This is a genomic window from Ignavibacteria bacterium (assembly GCA_025612375.1).
Taxonomy (GTDB): domain Bacteria; phylum Bacteroidota; class Ignavibacteria; order Ignavibacteriales; family SURF-24; genus JAAXKN01.
Genome location: JAAXKN010000042.1, coordinates 15,376 through 36,460, shown reverse-complemented (window position 1 = coordinate 36,460; position 21,085 = coordinate 15,376). Strand labels below are relative to the sequence as shown.

Sequence of the window (21,085 nt, the reverse complement as noted above, 5' to 3'; positions counted from 1 at the left end):
AATAGCCCCCGACCTGAATAGCCCCCGACCTGAATAGCCCCCGACCTGAATAGCCACGACCTTCAGGTCGTGGATCCATTAATAAAAACTCCCGGGGCTTCAGCCCCCGATTCCTAATCCCGTTTAACCTTTCTGAAAATCTTTGCGCCAAAGAAAATTATTATCATCAAACCGGAAACCATAAATGACAGATACGGAATGATTAAAGGATGCTTAGAATAAAACGTGAGAACTGTTTCTAAAGGAGCATTACCTGTAATTTCCGTCCTTGTAAACATCTTCGACTCAACGACCGTCCTTCCCAGAGGGTCTATTATCGTGCTTATGCCCCCGTTGGCCGCTCTTACTACAGTCCTCCTGTTCTCAATTGCCCTCAGGACCGAAATTTCCTTATGCTGGTAAGGGCCGCTGGAGTTTCCGTACCAGCTGTCGTTTGTTACAACGCTTATCAGCTGGGCGCCTCTTTGTGCAAAAGCTGCAACAAAGGCCGGATAAACCGATTCAAAACAAACCAGGCTGTTTACCTTTACAGTGTCAAACGCGGTTTTGGATCCGGAAGGCTTCTCAATTAAGTTAAATACCAGAGTGTCACGCCCAATGTTCCAGCCCGAAAGCCCTACATTCCATTTAAGGAAATCCCCTAAAAATGGAAGCGCATCAACAAACGGCACCCTTTCGCCAAAGGGAACAAGCTTCTGCTTTGCATAACGTTCAATATGATATGAGTAAGGTGAAAACAACAGCACGGAATTGTACGTTGCGTAATACATCTCGTTTACCCTGCTGTACTTTGCATCCGGAGGAGCCTCGCCTGCTTTCGGAAAGTAAATAAAGTCGGGCATCCCGGTAATGAGATAAACGCCGTTTTTCTGTACAAAATTATAAATCGAGTCGATGGCATCGCGGTGGCTGCCGTCCCTTAAATAAAAAGGAAGCGCCGTTTCGGGCCAGAATACTGCCTGCGCCCCTTTGCCCGCGGCCTCCCGGGATAACTCCAGGTACCCGTGCATCAGCTCACGTCCCCCAGCACCCGACCACTTGTCCCATGGGTCAAGGTTAGGCTGAATGAGCCCCACTTTAATGGTATTTTTTGAGACCTTAAAAGTATTAAGGCGGTAAGTGCTGTAAATAATTGGAACAATAAAAAGCACCAGTGCCGCAGCAAGTGCAATATAGCTCTTTTTCTTGTTGCTCTTAAAGTGCCTCATTGCCAGAAAGAAAAATGCATTAATGTATATTGCCAGAAGCGAGAGCCCGAGCGCCCCGATGATGTCTGCAATCTGTATGAAGTGCAGGAAATGCGTCATCCCGTTTCCCAGTGTAAGCCATGGGAAGCTTGCATCTGTTATCATATAAAAATATTCGTATGAAACCCAGAAGAAGGGCAAGAGCATCAGCGCTGTAAAGTTTCCGAATGTCTTTCTGGCAAAATAGTAAAGAGTGGATGGGATAAGAAAGAACGCGGTATTGATAAAAAGAAGGAGGATGCCTCCAACCATCAAAAACGGATCCGCCTCACTGGTCCAGCTCCCAACCCAGTATATAGTTATAATGTTAAAGATAAAAAAAGTAAGATATGTAAACCTGTTTATATCAAGCAGCTTTTCTTTTTTTTCAAGCACACTTAAGTAGGGAACGAGGCCCAAAAATATGAGAAGCGTAAATGGGAATGGTACAGGGGGAAATGCCAGGCCCATCAGCAGGCCGCTTAGTAAGCCCAGCATGCGCTGCTTTTTTCTTAATTTTCTTTCTTCCGGTGTAACAGGGATTCTTTGAAGGAACTTAAGATTCACTTTTCTGCCGCTTTTGTTTCAGTAAAATCTGTCTAATAACTATGGCTAAAACTGCCAGTAAAGTAAGTCCAATGACTGCATTGCTGTAAATTGCGAGGTACTTGTCTATGGCCTCAATGTTATTGCCGAGTATTACGCCTAACCAGATGATTATGACGTTCCAGGCAAATGCGCTTATTGTGGCATAAATAAAAGTCTTTTTAGCGTCAAGCTCGCTGAATCCGGAAAAAAAGCTTATTACAGAGCGCGTTCCCGGCATGAAGCGGTTAAAGATAATCAGCTTGTAGCCGTATTTCTTAAACCATTCGTCTGTCTTTGCGATCGATTCAGGCGAAATGAATTTCAGCTTTTTATGCCTGACTGCTTTTTCACCCAGGGTCATTCCTACGTAATACATAAGCATGAAACCGGCCGAACTGCCCAGGCTTGTAATCAGAAGCACGGGTATGAATCCTATATGCTGGTCTCCTCCCGTAATAAGCGAGGCCCCGAATATTACCACTACATCACTTGGCGAAGGGGGAAAAACATTCTCAATGAAAGAAAAGAAAAATAATGTAATATAGACCCAGAATGGACTTAAACTACTTATATATGCAATTATATCTTCAAGCATTAAACCTCTTTACTTTTAACTAAAAGAACCGTGGCATAAGCAGCAGCACCTTCTTCTCTTCCCGTAAAGCCGAGATGTTCTGTTGTTGTGGCCTTTATGGAAACCTGATCGGTGTCGCTTTCCAGGATCTGTGCTGTTCTTTCTCTCATAGCCTGTATAAATTTGGCAACCTTCGGGCGCTGCATTACAATTACGGCGTCAAGGTTCCCGAGCAGGTAACCTTTCTGTTTTACAAGTTCATAGACACTAGCCAGAAGCTTTGTGCTGTCGGCATTTTTATACTTCGCATCTGTATCTGGAAAATGTTTCCCAATGTCGCCAAGGGAGAGGGCACCTAAAAGCGCGTCTGAAACTGCATGCAGAAGTACGTCTGCATCCGAATGCCCCAAAAGTCCCTTTTCATAAGGTATTTCAACTCCGCCTAAAATAAGCTTCCGGCCTTCGGCAAAGGCGTGAACATCGTAGCCGAAGCCTGTCCTGAATGGTAAATGCATCTAAGGAACCCTTACTGTTTTGTGAGGCCAGAGGGAAATATTGCCCCGGCGGCCTTTTCTGTGGAAAACTAATGCCTTATTTCAAAGGAGGAAAATTCCCCCGTGTACTCTTCCCATGCTATGGTGCACCTGTTTACAGAAGCGTGCATGGGACCCGTCCTTATTATCTTAAAAAGCTCTTCAATAGTGGCCTTGCTCCCTTCAACAACTGTAAGGACTTCGTCTCCAGTGTACAGGTTTTTCGTATACCCTTTTAGCCCCAGCTTCTGTGCGTTCCTGAGCACAAAATACCTGAAGCCTACACCCTGGACCATTCCTTCAGCCAGAATCTCCGCCCTGAAGAGTTTTTCTGTCATAGTTTATAAATTATCTGTTAAAGAAAAATAAGAACAGATGGAGTATTTTCAAAATACGTCTTTCTTAAAATCCGTTCTTCTCAAGGCTTACTTCCTCATCCTCCGCTTTCTCTTCAGCTTTGGATTTTGAGCTCCTTTTTTCAAGAAGTTCTGAGGCTAAAAGTCCCGAGAAAATGAGCGCGCATCCAATAAAACTGAAAAGCGTGAAGCGCTCTGAAAGAGCAAAAAATGCAAAAACAGCAGAGAATAAAGGCTCAAAAGAATAAATAATTCCGGCCTTCGTAGGGCTTACTTCCTTCTGGAATCTAGTCTGGACTGTCATTGTAATAAATGTGGCAAGAAAGGCCGTATAGGCAAGCCCGCCTATGAGTGAGCCCGTGAACTCCGCACGCACCGGTTCAACGCCCATTGCCGAAAGCGCAAATGCAAGCAGCAGCGCAAGCATTGAAGTAGCAGAAAGCTGCAGGAATGTAAGCGCCTTAAAGTTTATGCGGCGGCTTGCCCGGTCCAGGAACACTATCTGCATGGCAAAGAAGATGGCGCATAGAAGCGTCATCACGTCGCCAAAGTTAAAATTGCTCCCCAGCTCATAAAACAGATTCCATATTGAGGTGTCCCTTACCGAGAGGAATACCAGTCCCATCAGAACCAGGAGGCTTCCGAACATAGCGCCTAATGTAGGCTTCCTTCTTTCAATTAATAGCTGCAGAAGGGGGGTGAACATTACAAGTGAACCTGTAATGAAGCCCGACTTGGTCGCGGTTGTATAGTTTAAGCCTGCTGTCTGTGTGGAAAAACCCAGGAACAAGAATACTCCCACCACAAGGCCCATACGTGCAGATTTTCCGTCAAGCTTCTTTAATTCCTTTATGGCAAAAGGAAGGAGAACTAGTGAGGCAATAAGGAATCTGATCCCGACAAAAAGCATCGGGGAAATATCATTCAGTGAATTCTTTACTATTACAAATGTGCCGCCCCAGATTATAGTATTAAAAAGGAGGGCACCTTCACCGAAATATTTTTTATGTATGAGCGATCTGGAATTATTCATCATCAGTTGAGTAACCGAAGGATTTTAAGAAATTTGGATCGGAACGCCACTTGTTCCTGACTTTTACCCTCAGCTCCAGATATACAGGCCTCTGCAGAAAAGCTTCAATGGCCTCGCGGGACCTTTGTCCCAGCTCTTTTATTGCTGAACCCTGCCGGCCAATTATAATCGGCTTCTGGCTTTCTTTTTCTACGACAATTGCCGCCTGAATGAGGTCTTTCCGGCCTTCTCTTTCCTTGAAGTCCTCTATTACAACTTCTGCGCTGTAAGGGATCTCTTCCTGGTACTGTTCAAGTATCTTTTCGCGTATGATCTCTGAAACGAAGAAACGTTCAGGTTCAATTGATACTATGTCATCGGGATAATATTTCGGGTGCTCGGGCAGATATTCCAGTATGCTGTGAAGCACGTTATCCGTATTGTAGTTCAGCATTGCTGAAACTGGGAATATATTGTCGAAACTTCCTGTCTTCTCCAGCTTCGACATTAAAAGCTTTACCTTTTCCTCATTTGAAAGATCCACCTTGTTGATAAGGAGTATCTTCTTTGCCCTCCTGAAGGAGAGCATTTTCTTTACGTTTTCATCCTCAAGCGTCTTTTTGCCTTCGGGATCAGTCGTAATATCTATGATAAAAAGTAATACGTCTGCATCTTTTACCGACTGGTGCACATATTCGAGCATCTTTTCCTGCAGGAGGTAATCCGGCTTCAGAATGCCCGGTGTATCCAGAAATATGATCTGGTATTCTTCGGTGGATAAAATTCCCAGTATCCTCTTGCGTGTGGTCTGCGGTTTATTTGTAGTAATTGAAAGTTTCTCACCCAAGAACGCGTTAAGCAATGTGGATTTACCCACATTTGGCTTCCCTATAATCGTTACATAACCTGATTTTACTGCCATAACTCCTGAACTTAAATTAAAATAATGATACCAGTCAATATATCTAACAAAAGCCTCAAAGGCAATGTAATGTAAAAAGCGCCGGACAATTCCGTGTACAAAAAGAAAGCCGGGGGAGGCCCCGGCTTGTTTCCTGCATAGTCATTTCAGATAACTTTTAATGAATCCTTCCTTTTACCCCCTTAAAGGATTCATAGACAATATAAATGCTCACTAAAATTATAAATGCAAGCCCTGAGCCCACGATGGAAAAGCTCCTGTTGGTAAAAAGGCTGTTGTAGCCGGTAAGTACGCTCGAAAGTTTAGCCGAAAACGTATCCAGAATCGCCTTGTACCATGCCGGCTCTGAGGCCACGGCAGGAGCGGATGCCTTAACTGTAATTACAACTGCAGCCAGCATGGCGGCAGTCAGAATTACGAATAAAGCAACAACAAACCTGAAGAAATAACTCTTTCTGGGTGTGTAATGGAAAGATATCTTTTCAATTTTCTTCATCAGATTCTGCGTAAAGTCGGCTGAAACATGGAAAGTCTCTATCCGCCTTAGCTGCTGATCAACCATACGGAGAGCTTTAAGCCTCGAGAGGCATGAAGTGCAGAACTTCAGGTGCTCGTTTAATTCCGAAAGCTCACGGCTTTCAAGTTCGTTGTCAATATATTTATTTAAGACTTCATCGCTAATGTGCGTCATAACAGCTCCTCATGATAATTATGCTTCAGTACCAGGTCCCTTAATGCATTGCGCGACCTGTGAAGGATAACTTTAACATTTACCAGGGATAACCCCGTAGTTTTGCTAATTTCATCAAGACTCATATCATCTATATAGAACATATTAATAATGCTCGAATATTTCCCGGGCAGCTTGTCTATCATTTTATTTACAAACTGCGCCACGTTCTCGCTCTCGGCATATACCTCGTTATCGCTGTCTTTCAGTTCCAGGTGGTCTTCAAGCGATGAGAGCTCTTTTTCATTCCTCCGTCTTTTGCTTGAAAGGAATGTCAGCGCCGAATTGTAAGCGATACGGTAAAACCAGGTCGAAAATTTGGAATCCTGCCTGAATGAGGAAAGTGACTGGTAGGCTTTAAGGAAGCTGTCCTGCAGGACTTCCTCGGCGTCAAAGTCATTCCTCAGCATCCTCTTAAGCAGGGAGAAGCCTTTGTCCTTGTACCGGTCAACAATGAGCGAAAAGTCAGCCTGATTGCCCCTTTTAACCGATTCTATGATTTCTATGTCGCTTAAATTCCTCATCGTATACTTGTGACCATTTAATTAAGGAAAAGGTTACAGACTGCCTCGTCAAATTAATAAAATAATTCCCGCGGGCAAAATGTGTAACCTTTCTCACTTCCTCCTAGTCTCAAATAGTAGAGATCAGAAATATTATATCCGGATATAAAAAAAACTGTAAGGAAAATAAATTCATAAAAGTGTAACCTTTTGGCGGAAATCCCGTCAAAATAATTAGATAATAAAAGGAGTCTATCATGGTACCTGGAGTAATCGGAGCATTTATACCAATAGCTATAACCCTGGTGATTGGTCTTGTATGGGTGACAGTCGCCTATTTTAAGTCCAGGGAGCGCCAGATGCTTATAGAACGCGGGCTGCCCGCCGAGGAAATCAAGCAGTTTTTTGAAAACAAAGGTAAATCAAATCCTTTTCTCATGACCAAGATCGGAATAATTGCCATATTCTTTGGTATCGGTGTTGGCGTGGGAATGTATCTCCAGGAGGTTACCGATCAGGAATTCTGGATGCCCCTGCTGCTGTTCACCTTATCGGGACTCGGTTTTGTAATTGCCAACCTCCTCGGCCGTAAGCTGGAGAAGAGTTATTAATAGAATGGAATTTATATCAGGCTCCGCCAGAGAAAGAAACCGCTTCTCTGGCGGAGTCCTCGCATTTTTGTTACTCCGCTCTGCATCATGAATCGGAGTATTTAATTTTTCTTTTTATCTTCTCTAAATATATTCCTGCATTCAAAAAATCCTTCTTATTGCTTATCTCGAAACTTCTCCTTAAGTTTTCGTCGATTAACCTGTTTTTATATACATCATTTCATTTCTCATTGACTTTTAGGTATGTGAAAAGATTGCAAGGGGATAAAATGAAAATAACATTTCAGCTGCTGCTTTTCTTTTTATGCCTGATTATTCCAACCCAGGCCCAGAATAATAAGAACAAAATATTCAGCAGCAATTCCGTGTGGATGCTGGATGATTATTATGACGGACTAATGCAGGGGAAAATGCCCATGAGCCTACAACCCCAGGAAAATCAGATCCTGGCTGTTGGATTCAATAATAAAAGCCGGGAACTGCATCTGTTAAGTTTTCATGACTGCCTGAGATACAAATATAAACTCCTGAAAAGAAATTTGGTGGCGGTGTTGGATAATCAGGGAAGAACTAAATGCACACTAGAACTAAAGAAAATAAGTGGCATGGACAGGCTTCTTCTGAATATCCAGGGGAAGGAAATGGCCTTTTTACACCTGCCGGACAATTACAAAACTATTGAAGGAGTGTTCCACTTTATCAATGACCATTATATTACAGGCAGTTATATTTTGCGGGGAAATGAAAATAGCCGGATTACTTTTTCGTCAGACGGAAAAATAAAAGGCTTCAGGGAATATAATGAATACAGCATTTCACTGACTAAAGATGCTGTTCCCAAAGACCAGAATATATTGGTTATGAAAGAAATTAAAAGCTTTGGAAATGGCGGTAAAAAGATAATAAAGCTGGATTATTTCATGTGGGAGAAAAATGACAAAAATATTTTCTTATATAAGCTAAGCGGGCCCACTCCTAATGGGAAAATCCAGGGAAAGCCACTGGAACTGGTCAGAACCGGCTCCTGACAATTAAAAATATGCTCGGGGAATATAAAAAAATGCAGAGTAACAATACTCTGCATTTTTTTATCCTCTTTATATCAATCCCGCAAATGTTTCCTAAGCCTTAATCCATTCCCTGTTCCATAAGCCATCTCTCGGCGTCGATTGCGGCCATGCAGCCTGTTCCGGCTGCTGTAATTGCCTGACGGTAGTGCTTGTCGGCCACGTCGCCTGCGGCAAAAACGCCTTCAATGTTGGTGTGCGTGGTACCCGGTTTTACAACGAGGTAGCCTGTTTCATCCATTTCAAGGTAGTCGGCAAAGACTTCAGTATTAGGCTTGTGCCCGATTGCAATAAAGATGCCGTCAGCCTTGATCTCTTCTGTCGAGCCGTCAACTGTGTTCTGAAGTATTGCGCCAGTTATAAACTTGCGTCCGTTTTCTTCAACTCCCAGAACCTCTTTTATTACCCTGTTTGTAAGAAACTTGATCTTTGAATTCTGCTTTGCCCTTTCAAACATTATCTTTGAAGCCCTGAATTCGTCTCTTCTGTGTATTACAATTACTTCTGAGGCGTGCTTGGTAAGATATGTGGCTTCTTCCATTGCCGTGTCGCCGCCTCCGACAACCAGCACTTTCAGGTTCTTGAAAAAGAATCCGTCGCACGTTGCACATGCCGAAACACCGCACCCCATATACTTCTTTGCGCTTTCCAGTTCCAGTAGCCTGGCTGAGGCACCGGTCGAAATTATCACGGAATCGGCTGTATATGTTTCGTCATATGACTTTATGGTAAAAGGCCTCTTTGAGAAATCCACTGCCGTAACTTCCTTGAAGAACAGCTTGGCGCCGAACTTCTGCGCCTGCTTGCGCATAATTTCCATCAGGCGCGGACCCTGTATCCCTTCCTCAAAACCGGGATAGTTTTCAATATCAGTTGTAATTGTAAGCTGCCCGCCGGGCTGCATTCCTTCGAAAACTACAGGGTTTAAGTTGGCCCTTGCATTATAAAGAGCTGCCGTCAGTCCCGCAGGACCTGAACCTATAATTAATACTCTGTAATGATTTGACTCTGTTTTCATTTGTTCCAATACCTTACCTGCATCCTGAGTGTTGCTCATGAATTTTCCTCCTGATTTTAACAATTTTTATCCAGCTTCATGATCTGGCTTCTGTTATATAAAATATCAATCTTTTTTAAGAAATTCTGCGTTCCTTTTAAGCCCTTTTAATTTTGCACGGCTTATGGGACTTCTAAAAAATCTCGCCTTAAAAACAGCGCTTTCCATCAAAAGCACTTCATTAAGATCTATTTCCTTGTTCCCGTTTTCCGGATAAAATTTTTCTTCACGTGTTAATTTGGGGAATTTAACGTTCCAGGGGCAGACTTCCTGGCATACGTCGCATCCAAAGAGCCAACCTGCTATTTTCCCTTTGAACTCACTTTCAATTTCTCCCTTATTCTCAATAGTCAGATACGAAATGCACTTTGAGCCGTTAACAACATACTCACTGGTAATTGCGCCGGTGGGGCAGGCATCCATGCATCTTGTGCAGCTTCCGCAGTGGTCTGTAACTATATCTGAATACCTGAATTCATAGTTCGTTATAACTGTAGCCAGGAATACCCAGCTCCCCATCTCCTTTGTTATCAGGTTTGAGTGCTTTCCTATCCATCCAAGCCCTGCCTTTGAAGCCCATGCCTTATCCATCACGGGACCGGTATCAACATAGGTCATTGCTTCAAACTCCGGATCAATTCCTTTAAGCGCACTGACCATTAAGTCGAGCTTCTCCCAGATTATATAGTGGTAATCCGTTCCCCAGGCATAGCGCGATACTTTGCCTTTTTGGGGATCTCCTGAATGCTTTTCATCCGTATAATAGTTTAAGGCCAGTGAAATTACGCTTTTTGCCCCGGGCAGAATATTCCTTACGTCGCGTCTTTTTTCGAGGTTCCGCTCCATATATGCCATACCTGCCTGATACCCGTTCTTGAGCCATTCCCCGAGCTTTCCGGTTTCTTCAACAAGTTCGTCTGCCTGGGCAAACCCCACGAGGTCGAACCCGGTATTCTTTGCAATGTCTAAAACTATTTCATTTGTCAGCTTCATTAAAACTTAAAAGACCTTCCTTCAGCCTTTACATAAACATAATTATCAATAACTTTTACATTGTAGCTCTTAAGGCCCCTCGAGCCTGTTTTCATGCAGCCTGTCCTGAGGTCAAACATCCAGCCGTGGGCAGGGCATACGATGCATCCCTCTTCAACAAAGCCGTCATAAATTATGGCTGCATGCTGATGCGGACAAATATTGTCCAGGGCGAAAACCTCTCCCTCAGTCTTAATAAGAGCTATTTCCGCCTCATCTATTATAAATTTTTTGCCTTCATTTTCTTTTAATTCACTTAACCTGCAGAGCTTTGTAAACCCCTCTGTGTCTGTCATAAAAGAGTGTCATACCTTTCTTTTATTTTGAAGCCCTTATCCGTTAGTGTAACAGTAGCACAGGCTGAATAAGGGTCGTGCTCAAAAATCAGTTTCCAGTTTTCCTCAGAGGCGCGTGTAAGAAGATTTTTCTTTTCTTCCAGCGTAACAAGCGGCTGAAGATCATAGCCCATAATATAAGGTAAATGAGTATGCGAAGCCAACGGTATTAAGTCGCCGCAGTAAACAAAAGTATTCTCCCCGTCGGAAATTTTAACAAGCTGCTGCCCGAAAGTATGCCCGTTCATCTCAATGAGCTCAATATTTTCGTCAAAGGCCTGATTGCCGTCAAAAAATTTCAGCACCCCGTGTTCTAAAAGCGGCACAAAGTTATCCTTAATGTAGCTCCCTTTATCCCTGTCTGATGGGCTTAAGGCCCAGTCGAGGTTCTTCTTCTGAACGTAATAAGTGGCATTCGGAAACGAGGGAACAAGCTTACCGTCAACATATCTTGTTGAGCCCCCGGTATGGTCAAAATGCAGGTGCGTCAGTATCACGTCCGTAATATCTTCAGACTTGATCCCTCTTTGCCCTAAAAGATCAGTCAGGCTCCCGGGCATATGAATATCATAAATATTGTACGATTTTTCATCCCACTTGTCGCCCATTCCCGTATCGACAAGCACCTTCCTATCCTCTGAAGTCAATAGAAGGCACCTTGTGCTTAATTTAATGCGGTTTTTCTCATCGGCCGGATTCTGCTTTTCCCATAAAGGCCTCGGTATAATGCCGAACATAGCCCCTCCATCCAGGGCAAAGCTTCCGGCTTCAAGAATCTCCAGCTTATATTTCCCGACTTTCATAATAATAAGATGCCTCGTCTGTTATAAGGATTCATATAATATAACCTAAATTCCGCCGAAATTCTAATCTTCCATGAAAGAACAGGCGTAGAAAAGCCCTTTAAAAACAAAAAACCGCAACGGCCTGCCTGAAAACAGGCCCTTACGGTTTCAACAAAAATCAAAAGTCCGGCACCGGGAGGCTTATCTGCCTACAGTATCCAGTTCTTCCTTTTTAGCCATTAAGGCGTCTTTGTCTTCCACATGATTCGGATCGGGGACACAGCAGTCAACCGGGCATACAGCAGCACACTGAGGCTCATCGTGGAAGCCTACACATTCTGTGCATTTGTCAGGAACGATATAAAAGAAATCATTCTTGAAGAATCCGCTTGCGCCTGAGGGAGCAGCATCGCCTTCACCAAAAGACTTTCCGCCTAATACCCACTCGCTGCCGCCTTCATAGATGGCATTGTTAGGGCATTCAGGTTCGCATGCACCGCAGTTGATGCATTCTTCGGTTATCATAATAGCCATGGTCTTAAACTCCTATAATTAAGTTGTACATTTATTAAGCATAATTAGGATACGTTTTTGAGAAGAATTGTACCGGCAGAAATAAAGTAATAAAAAGAAATAATTTTTACAATAATTTTTATCTCTCCGGTAGGCAATTTTAATAAATAGGAGGATTATAATCAAGACAAAAAAATCTGAAATAGAAAATCCTACCAGCTCCCGCTTGAGCCGCCTCCTCCAAAAGAGCCTCCGCCGCCTGAAAAGCCGCCGAAACCGCCTCCTCCGCCGGAACCGCCGCCGAAGCCCCCGAAGCCGCCTCCGCCTCCAAAGCCGCCGCCCCAGAATGTAAAGCCGCCGCGTCTTCTTCTTCCCCTGAAAATAAAGTTGAAAAGTATGAAAAGCAGGATAATTATGAAAGTGCCTACGCCTTTGAAGTTTGTGCCCCTGTGTTTTTTATCCTTGGCCTTGTATTCACCTGCCGTGGCGGCCTTAATGGCATCAAGACCGGCACGCACGCCTTCAAAATACTCACCCTTTTGAAAATAAGGCTTTACCTCATTTCTTAAGATTGAATTCGACAGGGCATCGGGAAGTGCACCCTCAAGCCCGTAGCCAACCTCAATCCTGAACTTACGGTCCTCTTTTACAACAAGAAAAAGGATTCCGTTCATGTTTTCTTTGGTCCCGATCTTGTTCTTTGAGGCAACGTCATAAGAGTACGATTCAAGGGGATACCCATCAAGAGATGATATCATGAGGAAAACAATCTGGTTCGATGTGGAGTCGCTGAAGGTCTTAAGATCCCTGTTCAGGTAGCCAAGCTCCTCGTCTGAAAGAGTACCTGTAAAATCCGTTGCCCAGCTCTTGAGACTTGGAATCTCAGGCTGCTGGGCAAACAAATTCTGAATTGTCAGTAGGAAGACTAAAAGGAATAAAAAAGAAACTTTTTTCATGTTATCCTAGAATTCCACCTTTGGGGCAGTTTCTGCTCCCGGAGCAGATTTGAAATACTGTTTCTCCCTGAAGCCTGACATATTTGCAAATATGAAGGCCGGAAATCTTTTTATCCTGGTATTATATTCCTGTACTACCTGGTTGAATTTCATCCTTTCAACTGCAATGCGGTTTTCTGTTCCTTCAAGCTGCGCCTGAAGCTGCAGAAAGTTCTCGTTCGCCTTCAGGTTAGGATAATTTTCCACTGTTACCAAAAGCCTTGAAAGAGCATTGCTTAAATTTCCCTGTGCAGACTGGAAACGCTGAAAAGCCTGCGGGTCGCTGAGCATCTCAGGCGTCAGTTTTATCTGGTTTACACTTGCACGGGCCTCAGTTACCCTTGTTAATACCTCTTTTTCGAAGTTTGCGTAGCCTTTTACCGTATTAACAAGGTTCGGGATCAGATCGGCTCTTCTCTGGTACTGATTCTCAACCTGGCTCCAGCTCTGGTTGACTGATTCATTTAAGGATACCAGGCTGTTATATACGCCGACACCCCACATTACAAGACCGATTATTATTACAAGAATGACACCGGCAATTGAGCACCCTACCAGTACACCTCTTTTCATTCACTCCTCCGTAATTAATTAAGATTCCAAATTGAGCACAAAAAAGGACTTGGGCGAAAAACACACCTGCCTTGCCTTAAAACAACGTTTCTTAACTGATATTCTATTATTTATGAATATAATAAATCCGGGACAATATCAATTTGTCAGACTTCTCATCGGTGCAGGGATTCTTCCGCCTCTTAAAACAAGATTGTCGCACCTGAGATTGCGGACTGGCATAATAGGCGCCTGGCCAAGCAGGCCTCCGTAATCGACAAATTCACCTACTTTCTTTCCGTATGCAGGAATAATTCTTACAGCCGTGGTCTTGTCGTTGATCATGCCTATTGCACTTTCATCCGAAATGATGCCGGCAATTGTTGTAGCCGGTGTGTCGCCCGGAACTGCAATCATATCCAGACCGACTGAACATACAGCCGTCATTGCCTCCAGCTTTTCAAGCGAAAGATAACCCATCTTAGCTGCGTAAATCATTCCGGCATCTTCACTTACAGGTATGAAAGCGCCGCTCATTCCGCCCACCGAAGAGCTGGCCATAAGTCCTGCCTTCTTTACACTGTCATTTAACATCGCAAGTGCCGCTGTCGTTCCAGGAGCGCCAACATATTCAACGCCCATTGCCTGAAGAATGTCTGCAATCGAGTCCCCTTCGGCAGGAGTCGGGGCAAGCGAGATGTCCACAATTCCAAACGGGATGCCGTGCTTCTCGGCAACCTTGCGCCCCATAAGCTCACCCGCGCGCGTAATCTTAAATATTGTGCGCTTTATTACTTCTGCAAGCTGCTGAAGGTCAACACGTCCGGCCGAACGGATAGCATCAAGTACAACGCCCGGGCCGCTGATGCCGACATTCAAAACAACTTCCGGCTCCGTTACACCGTGGAAGGCTCCTGCTACAAACGGGTTGTCTTCCGGCACGTTGCAGAAGACGACAAGTTTTGCGCATCCGATTGAATCGCGGTCTTTTGTCAGTTCTGCCGTTTTCTTAATTACTTCCGACATCATATTTACGGCATCCATGTTTATGCCTGCCTTTGTGGAAGCAACGTTAACGCTTGAACAAACCCTTCCTGTTTCGGATAAGGCGTAGGGAATTGATTTTACCAGTTCAAGGTCGCCGTTTGTAAAGCCTTTCTGCACCAGTGCCGAGTACCCGGCCAGGTAATCAACGCCCACTTCCATGGCGGCTTTGTCGAGGACTTTTGCAATCTCAACAAATTCATCGGCCTTGAAGGCATCGCCTACAATTGAAAGGGGAGTAATGGAAATTCTTTTATTTGCAATTGAAATGCCGTAGCGGCTTTCAATCTCTTTTGCAAATTTTACGTGGTTCTGGCCGTACCTGGTGATTTTTTCGTATATCTTCTGCTTTACAACTTCAAGATTTCTGTCGGCACAGTCCCTTAAACTTATACCCAAAGTAACTGTACGGATATCGAAGTGTTCGATTTCCGTCATCTTTATGGTTTCTAATACTTCATCAAATTCGTATGGCAAAATAGTATTCTCCTAAAATCTTTATATTAAATTCTGTGCATGAATCTGAAGAGCTCTTCATGCTGCATGAATATCTTAACCTTCAGATCGTTTGCAATTGCCGACATTTCATCCTGTATCTCTTTGAGGTCCTTAGGGCTGTTTGTAATGTCTATAAGCATGATCATGGAAAAGAATTCCTGCATGATTTTCTGGCTGATATCCTGAATGTCGCAGTTGCTTTCACTGAGTGCCTTTGTAATTGAGCTTACGATTCCGGGGTGATTTAATCCGTATGCAGTTAAAATTACCCTTCCGCTTGTAACCTCACTCCCGGCCTTGCCGCTTGCTTCAATTTTCGAAACTGACCGTTGTACAACTTTCTTCACCAGTTCGGGAGAGGCCTTCTCGCCAAGCTCCTCAATTGCACTGAGTGTGATCTGTCTTATTTCATCTTCTGATAATCTCACGGTTTTAACCCTTTATAATTATTCTGTAAGTAAATTAGCGCATCTTTTGAAATTTGTGAATTTCTCTCTATGGCAAATTTTTCGGCGTTCTGAACGTTGCCCCTGTGGAAACGGAAAAAAAGCCCTGCTTCAACGAGCCCGTCAAACGCCCGCTCTTCTGCAAATGAATTGTAAGTCAGGTAGCCTAAAAATCCTGTCCAGGCCATTGACATTATGCCTGAGACGTAGTTTCCAGTATAAAATTGCCCAGAACCGGGTAGAATATAAGAAATTACTTTTGCAAATGACACAGAATATTTTGCCTTTTCAACTCCCCGGCAGAACTCAGAAAGCTCATTTGTACTGTCCGATTTCCGGAATTCTTCAGAGGCTTTTTCCCAGTCGTCTTCAAATATATACGCCCAGCCTTTCCAGTAATTAATCTGTTTTGATTTGCCCGGAAAACGGGTGTCCTTTTCCAACTGCCTTAGTAAGAGCAGGGCGCTTTCTTCCGTGCACCTTAAAATGTTGCAGCGGACTATTTCTGTTTTTACTTCAAAAAGTATGCTGCTGTCCGGTGCATAAAGCTGTGCAAGACTCAGGTATTTTACTGCCTCATCAAGCTTCGCCCCTTTTTTATAAGACTCCCCGATCAGGTAGTTGCCAATGAAAGTGTACTTCTTCTCTTTGTCAAAAAACAGGAGCCTCTTAAGTTCAGTAATTGCATCATAGTACTCTTCTTTCTGAAGAAGCAGTTTGGCCTTTATCAGCTGGCTTTCAAGCGGCGTCTGCGCCTTAAGGCCCCTGGAAGGGCCTGTAAGTAGACAGACAAAAAGAAAGAAGAGTGCTCTATTTACAAAACTTTTCATATTGAGGCAGAAAATAATTATGACTGTTTAAGAAAAACTTGAGATCCGTTGTAAACGTGAAATCAACCTGTGCGTTATATATCTGCGCCTGTGCTATAGAACCATAAACATTCCCGGCGTAGAAAAGTGCCGCAAGGCCTCCGAATAAGTATCCCCTGAAATTGTGGTGCGCCTTCAGGTTGTCATATGAAACGTAACTTAAGAAACCTGTGACAATTAAGGACGTAAGTCCGTCACCCCATTCCCCGGCATAAGCCTTCCCGAGGCCAGGGAATATGGCCGATAAAATGGCGGCTTTAACAGGACTTTTATAAGGCGGATTACTTTTCCTCAGATAGAAATTTCCCATTTCACTTCTTGCAAAGACCGGAAAAGCTTCAATAAATTCTTCTTTACCGGGAAGCGTGGCATTATCAAATAAAAAGGAAGTATAGTAAAGGCTTTTTACGGATTCAATGTACTTACCCGGAAGAAGGGATTTTTCGTTATACATTTGCCTCAGAGAAGCAATATCATTAGTAAAGAATTTCGATTTATATAGTTCAAGCCTGGCTTCATCTGAAAATGTGCTCCCGGTGGCAAGTCTGTTAAATCTATCCTCAGCTTCCTTTGACTTTCCCATTTTAGAAAAGCCAAGTGCAATCTTAAATTTTATTGTGTCAGAGTTTTGGAATTTAAGCAGGCTTTCATATTCCGAAATTGCCCTCAGGTAATCTTTCTGGCAGTAGAGGTAATCGGCAAACTTAAGTATGTTCTCCGGCGAATGAAAAATACCGGCAGAGTCATTCTGTGCCGCAAGAGGCAGAGATGTGAAAAAGCATATAAGTCCGAGCAAAAGGTATTTATTCATTAAAGGCCGGAATGTTAAAAGATAATCTACGGAAAATAACACCTGCTGGCTATTATATCAAGCCTGCATACCGGAAGCAGACCCTGCCTTCACTTTTTAATTGTTTCCGGGGGGATGTACCTGATCTTATCCGCGCTTAGCGTATAATTCATAACCGGGTCCGTAAAATGAAGCCTGTCCGGCGTAAAAGGGTAGTGGTTTATTTTCAGTATGTTCATATCGCGCGTGAAGCGGTCAATAAACATTAAGGAGCCCTGGAAAATATTTGTGGCCTTAACGGACTGGATGAAAAAATTTGAGCACGTGGGTTCAAAAGGACAGTTATCCCCGTCCAGATCTGAAATAAAAAAGCTGTATAATTTGTGCGACGTGCCAAGCAGAAAGCTGCCGAAACTCCTTTCCTCCTTTACGGGTGAAACATCACTTGCAGGTACAGAAGTATACTGGACTTCACTTTTCTCCCACCTCTGCCAGTCAGTCTCTTGTGCGTGAACCAGAGCTGAAGTAAAAAGCACCAGGCATATAATTACAGATCTACGCATATTATTCCCATTAAATAAGAGAAGGCATGAATTAACCATGCCTTTCAATTCAACATTCAGCATTCAAAATTCAACATTATTTATTCTCCAGCAGCGCTCTTGAAATAACAATCTTCTGTATTTCGGAGGTGCCTTCATAAATTTCCGTAATCTTTGCGTCCCTTAAATATCTTTCCACCAGGTATTCCCTTACATAGCCGTAGCCCCCGTGGATCTGTATTGCTTCCAGGGCGCATTCAACTGCAGTTTTGGAGGCAAAGAGCTTTGCCATTGCGGCCTCCTTGTAAAATTTTACGTGTGCGTCTTTAAGTGCCGCTGCCTGGAGAGTCAGGAGCTTTGCGGCATCCACCTTGGTTGCCATGTCGGCAATCTTAAACTGTATTGCCTGCAGGTCGGCTATCGGGTTTCCGAAGGCTTTCCTCTGCTTTGAATAGTTGACTGAGGCCTCCAGGGATGCCTCCGCAATTCCAAGTGCCTGCGAGGCTATGCCTATTCTTCCGCCGTTAAGCGTGTCCATGGCAAAGTTAAATCCTTTGCCCTCTTCCCAGACAATATTTTCTTTCGGTACGCTGCAGTTTGTAAATGAAAGTGAACACGTGTCTGAACTCTTTATTCCAAGCTTGTCTTCCTTCAGCCCGTGTTCAAATCCCGGAGTCCCTTTTTCCACAAGGAATGTAGTAATTCCCTTGTGCCCCCTGGATTTATCTGTAGCTGCCATAACGAGGAAATAGTCCGCGCTCTGGCCGTTTGTAATCCAGTTCTTCGTTCCGTTTAAGACGTAACAGTCACCGTTTTTCTCGGCCGTCGTCCTCTGCTGAGTGGCGTCGCTTCCGGCCTCAGGCTCAGAAAGGGCAAAGGCCCCAAGTTTTTCTCCTGAAGCCAGGGGTCTCAGGTACTTGTCTTTGATATAATCAGAGCCGTATCTTTCAAGTCCGTAACATACCAGGGAATTATTGACCGACATAATTACGCCCACGCTGGCATCCACCTTGGAAATCTCCTTTATGGCCAGAACGTAGCTTATCGTATCAAGCCCGGCTCCCCCGTAATCCGGAGAGACCATCATCCCCATAAAGCCAAGCTCGCCCAGCTTTTTCACAATTTCAGCGGGAAACTCGGATTTTTTGTCCCTTTCCACCGCAGTCGGAGCAATTTCAGATTCTGCAAACTCTTTTGCCGTCTGCTGAATCATTAACTGATCTTCGGTAAGATCAAATGTCATTGTGACTCCTTTTTAATGAAAAATACTAACTGCAGTCCTTTATATCAATAGGGAACCGTATCCGGAGAGCAGGTGTTTAATTTTCCAAGGTGCAGGCTATGTCATTTTTTTTCTGTCATAAATGAAACTGGGCTTTCGTATATTTAGGGTCATGGAAAATAACATTATTAATATAAAAAATCAGCTTAAAGGTCTTACCTTAGAGGAACTTAAAGCGTATTTCAGGGAGATCGGCGAACCGGCTTTCCGCGGAGAACAGCTCTTTAACTGGATGTATAACCACCTTTCTTTCAGTTTTGAGGAAATGCAGAACTTCTCCAAAGATCTCAGGAGTAAACTTACTGAAACCTGCTCGCTTCAGGCACTGGAACTTGTAACCGTACAGGATTCTCCCAGTACAGGAACTAAAAAGTATCTTTTTCAGACTTCTGACGAAAGGAAGATAGAATCTGTCGTCATCCCCGAGGATGACAGGGCTACGCTCTGCATCTCGACTCAGGTAGGCTGCCCTTTGGACTGTAAGTTCTGTGCTACGGGACTTATGGGTTATAAGAGAAACCTGAGCGTTGGCGAAGTGGTGGACCAGTACCTCCTGGCGGCAAAGGATTACGGCAAAGACAGGATTACAAATATTGTATATATGGGCATGGGTGAACCCCTGCTAAACTATAAAAACACATTGAGCTCGCTTTCTATCTTTACTGCCGAACTGACCAAGGGGGTCAGCCGGAACAGAATTACTGTTTCAACCTCCGGCATCGCTCCAAAAATTAAAGAACTGGCAGACTCAGGCTTCAGGGTGAAGCTTGCCTTGTCGCTCCACAGCTGCTTTGAGGACATAAGGAGCACAATTATGCCTATAAATGACAAATTTCCGCTCAAGGATAATATAGAGGCAATTAAATACTTTGCCAAAAAGACCGGTACGCGCATTACTTTTGAATATACAATGCTCAAAGGGATTAACGACCGCCAGGAAGATGTTAAGGCTCTTGCTAAACTTTCGGGCAAGATACCTTCAAAAATCAATATTATTCCTTTTAACTCAATTGCTCATATGAATCCCGGCGGCATATCGGCTAGCCTTGAGCCTACGCCGTATAAGGATATTCAGCATTTTGCACAGCAGTTGAGGGATAACAACATTACTGTCATGATCCGCGAAACCCAGGGCAATGATATTGCTGCTGCCTGCGGACAGCTGGCTGCCAGGTACTGATTCCATCAAAGTCAGTATTTGGGTACTTCACCCTTAATTTCTAATTAAATAATAGTTGACTTAAATCTTTATATTTTGCACTTTTTAATTTTCAAAGGAGTTGTTTCTTAAATGGCCTGGTTAATGCTGTTGATTGCAAGTGTTTTTGAGATTTCCTGGGCAATTGGCCTGAAATATAGCGAGGGATTGACTAAGCCCTTTGCAACGGTTTTTACGGTTGTTACGATGATCTTAAGTTTTGTTTTCCTTTCTCAGGCATCAAAACATCTTCCTATAGGTACTGCGTATGTAATTTGGACGGGCATTGGTGCTGCGGGCACGGCTTTCTACGGCATGATGTTCTTTAATGAATCCCGTGAAATCCTGCGCATAGTCTGCCTTTTGATAATTATTTCAGGTGTAATCGGGCTTAAGTTAACCTCCAGCAATTAAACTCTATCTATATATATTATGAAAAAGCTCACACACGATGAAATTTCAGTTAACCGGAGCACACTTGATACACTTCATACTGTAAATAAGCTTCCGGTTTATGTATTGCTCGATAACATAAGAAGCACATATAATGTCGGCTCCATTTTCAGAACCTCCGACGGCGCCATGATCGAGAAACTCTTCCTTTGCGGCTACACGCCTCATCCGCCTAAAAAAGAGATCCTTAAGACTGCCTTAGGCTCAACGGAAAGCGTTAAGTGGGAATACGTCAAGGACCCGAAAGAGGCCGTCCTGGCCCTTAAGAGTCAGGGAGTTAAAATTTGTGCCCTCGAACAAACCAGCAAAAGCCGTACTTACTACAGCGTGCCGGAAAGTGAGTTTCCGCTGTGCCTTATAGTCGGTAACGAGATAACGGGCGTATCACAGGATTTAATAGATTTGTGCGATTTTTCGGTCGAAATCCCGCAATTTGGGATTAAGCAGTCGCTTAATGTGGCTGTGGCTTATGGAATCGCAATTTTCGATTTACGCAGAATTTACGACGTAGGGTGTGCCGGTGAGGCAGAAGTCAATAAATAGTTGCACCTCCTCATTTTAATTGATTTTTT

Annotated in this window: 26 protein-coding genes; 5 read left to right on the top strand and 21 right to left on the bottom strand. The window is 43.7% G+C overall.

Features of this window, described 5'->3' with window-relative positions; translation table 11 throughout:
• Positions 1-113: 113 nt before the first annotated feature.
• The 8 genes from lnt to HF312_18260 form a co-directional block, all read right to left on the bottom strand.
• Complete coding sequence (lnt, locus tag HF312_18295; GenBank protein ID MCU7522172.1) at positions 114-1,793, bottom strand: apolipoprotein N-acyltransferase; 1,680 nt, start codon at positions 1,791-1,793, stop codon at positions 114-116.
• Positions 1,783-2,409 carry a DedA family protein gene (locus HF312_18290; protein MCU7522171.1) on the bottom strand — a complete coding sequence of 209 codons (627 nt, stop codon included), beginning with the start codon at positions 2,407-2,409 and terminating at the stop codon, positions 1,783-1,785. Before HF312_18290 ends, lnt begins: the two co-directional genes overlap by 11 nt.
• Entirely contained in the window at positions 2,409-2,903 is a 495-nt protein-coding gene (locus HF312_18285) for a 2-C-methyl-D-erythritol 2,4-cyclodiphosphate synthase (protein MCU7522170.1), read from the bottom strand. Before HF312_18285 ends, HF312_18290 begins: the two co-directional genes overlap by 1 nt.
• A gap of 68 nt (positions 2,904-2,971) precedes the next feature.
• Positions 2,972-3,259, bottom strand: coding sequence for an acylphosphatase (locus tag HF312_18280; protein MCU7522169.1), 288 nt, complete (start codon positions 3,257-3,259; stop codon positions 2,972-2,974).
• A 64-nt stretch (positions 3,260-3,323) separates the two neighbouring features.
• Positions 3,324-4,313: a DMT family transporter gene (locus HF312_18275; GenBank protein MCU7522168.1), complete on the bottom strand. Its 990-nt coding sequence runs from the start codon at positions 4,311-4,313 to the stop codon at positions 3,324-3,326.
• The gene (locus tag HF312_18270) at positions 4,303-5,211 is read right to left on the bottom strand and encodes a GTPase Era (protein MCU7522167.1); all 909 of its coding nucleotides are present in this window, start codon (positions 5,209-5,211) and stop codon (positions 4,303-4,305) included. The genes HF312_18275 and HF312_18270 overlap by 11 nt, the downstream gene beginning before the upstream one ends.
• Before the next feature lie 157 nt (positions 5,212-5,368).
• A complete protein-coding gene (locus tag HF312_18265) occupies positions 5,369-5,902 on the bottom strand; it encodes a hypothetical protein (GenBank protein ID MCU7522166.1) in 534 nt (177 codons plus the stop codon).
• Entirely contained in the window at positions 5,899-6,465 is a 567-nt protein-coding gene (locus HF312_18260) for a sigma-70 family RNA polymerase sigma factor (GenBank protein ID MCU7522165.1), read from the bottom strand. The genes HF312_18265 and HF312_18260 overlap by 4 nt, the downstream gene beginning before the upstream one ends.
• A gap of 236 nt (positions 6,466-6,701) precedes the next feature.
• Between HF312_18260 and HF312_18255 the strand changes: the two genes are divergently transcribed.
• Complete coding sequence (locus HF312_18255) at positions 6,702-7,055, top strand: hypothetical protein (GenBank protein MCU7522164.1); 354 nt, start codon at positions 6,702-6,704, stop codon at positions 7,053-7,055.
• A gap of 269 nt (positions 7,056-7,324) precedes the next feature.
• On the top strand, positions 7,325-8,083 hold the full coding sequence (locus HF312_18250; GenBank protein ID MCU7522163.1) for a hypothetical protein: 759 nt from the start codon (positions 7,325-7,327) through the stop codon (positions 8,081-8,083).
• A 100-nt stretch (positions 8,084-8,183) separates the two neighbouring features.
• On the opposite strand, the gene trxB is transcribed toward HF312_18250, so the two are convergent.
• The 13 genes from trxB to HF312_18185 all read right to left on the bottom strand — a co-directional run bounded on the left by trxB (position 8,184) and on the right by HF312_18185 (position 18,823).
• Entirely contained in the window at positions 8,184-9,140 is a 957-nt protein-coding gene (gene trxB, locus HF312_18245) for a thioredoxin-disulfide reductase (GenBank protein MCU7522162.1), read from the bottom strand.
• A gap of 105 nt (positions 9,141-9,245) precedes the next feature.
• Positions 9,246-10,172, bottom strand: a complete 927-nt coding sequence (gene queG / locus HF312_18240) for a tRNA epoxyqueuosine(34) reductase QueG (GenBank protein MCU7522161.1) — start codon at positions 10,170-10,172, stop codon at positions 9,246-9,248.
• Positions 10,172-10,507: a Rieske 2Fe-2S domain-containing protein gene (locus HF312_18235; GenBank protein MCU7522160.1), complete on the bottom strand. Its 336-nt coding sequence runs from the start codon at positions 10,505-10,507 to the stop codon at positions 10,172-10,174. The genes queG and HF312_18235 overlap by 1 nt, the downstream gene beginning before the upstream one ends.
• Positions 10,504-11,349 carry an MBL fold metallo-hydrolase gene (locus tag HF312_18230; GenBank protein MCU7522159.1) on the bottom strand — a complete coding sequence of 282 codons (846 nt, stop codon included), beginning with the start codon at positions 11,347-11,349 and terminating at the stop codon, positions 10,504-10,506. Before HF312_18230 ends, HF312_18235 begins: the two co-directional genes overlap by 4 nt.
• A 183-nt stretch (positions 11,350-11,532) precedes the next feature.
• The gene (locus tag HF312_18225) at positions 11,533-11,865 is read right to left on the bottom strand and encodes a 4Fe-4S dicluster domain-containing protein (protein ID MCU7522158.1); all 333 of its coding nucleotides are present in this window, start codon (positions 11,863-11,865) and stop codon (positions 11,533-11,535) included.
• Between the two features lie 191 nt (positions 11,866-12,056).
• Positions 12,057-12,800, bottom strand: coding sequence for a TPM domain-containing protein (locus HF312_18220; protein ID MCU7522157.1), 744 nt, complete (start codon positions 12,798-12,800; stop codon positions 12,057-12,059).
• Positions 12,801-12,806: 6 nt separating this feature from the next.
• Positions 12,807-13,412, bottom strand: a complete 606-nt coding sequence (locus HF312_18215; GenBank protein MCU7522156.1) for a LemA family protein — start codon at positions 13,410-13,412, stop codon at positions 12,807-12,809.
• Positions 13,413-13,550: 138 nt separating this feature from the next.
• Positions 13,551-14,912, bottom strand: a complete 1,362-nt coding sequence (locus HF312_18210) for a PFL family protein (GenBank protein MCU7522155.1) — start codon at positions 14,910-14,912, stop codon at positions 13,551-13,553.
• Positions 14,913-14,938: 26 nt separating this feature from the next.
• Positions 14,939-15,361, bottom strand: a complete 423-nt coding sequence (locus HF312_18205) for an ACT domain-containing protein (GenBank protein MCU7522154.1) — start codon at positions 15,359-15,361, stop codon at positions 14,939-14,941.
• A complete protein-coding gene (locus HF312_18200) occupies positions 15,358-16,209 on the bottom strand; it encodes a hypothetical protein (protein MCU7522153.1) in 852 nt (283 codons plus the stop codon). The genes HF312_18205 and HF312_18200 overlap by 4 nt, the downstream gene beginning before the upstream one ends.
• On the bottom strand, positions 16,190-17,059 hold the full coding sequence (locus HF312_18195) for a hypothetical protein (protein MCU7522152.1): 870 nt from the start codon (positions 17,057-17,059) through the stop codon (positions 16,190-16,192). The genes HF312_18200 and HF312_18195 overlap by 20 nt, the downstream gene beginning before the upstream one ends.
• An 89-nt stretch (positions 17,060-17,148) precedes the next feature.
• On the bottom strand, positions 17,149-17,601 hold the full coding sequence (yidD, locus tag HF312_18190; protein MCU7522151.1) for a membrane protein insertion efficiency factor YidD: 453 nt from the start codon (positions 17,599-17,601) through the stop codon (positions 17,149-17,151).
• Between the two features lie 76 nt (positions 17,602-17,677).
• A complete protein-coding gene (locus HF312_18185) occupies positions 17,678-18,823 on the bottom strand; it encodes an acyl-CoA dehydrogenase (GenBank protein MCU7522150.1) in 1,146 nt (381 codons plus the stop codon).
• Positions 18,824-18,974: 151 nt separating this feature from the next.
• Between HF312_18185 and rlmN the strand changes: the two genes are divergently transcribed.
• The 3 genes from rlmN (at position 18,975) to HF312_18170 (ending at position 21,056) form a co-directional block, all read left to right on the top strand.
• Positions 18,975-20,042: a 23S rRNA (adenine(2503)-C(2))-methyltransferase RlmN gene (gene rlmN, locus HF312_18180; GenBank protein MCU7522149.1), complete on the top strand. Its 1,068-nt coding sequence runs from the start codon at positions 18,975-18,977 to the stop codon at positions 20,040-20,042.
• A 111-nt stretch (positions 20,043-20,153) separates the two neighbouring features.
• Positions 20,154-20,474, top strand: a complete 321-nt coding sequence (locus tag HF312_18175) for a multidrug efflux SMR transporter (GenBank protein MCU7522148.1) — start codon at positions 20,154-20,156, stop codon at positions 20,472-20,474.
• A gap of 18 nt (positions 20,475-20,492) precedes the next feature.
• Positions 20,493-21,056, top strand: coding sequence for an RNA methyltransferase (locus HF312_18170; protein ID MCU7522147.1), 564 nt, complete (start codon positions 20,493-20,495; stop codon positions 21,054-21,056).
• The last annotated feature ends 29 nt before the right edge of the window (positions 21,057-21,085 follow it).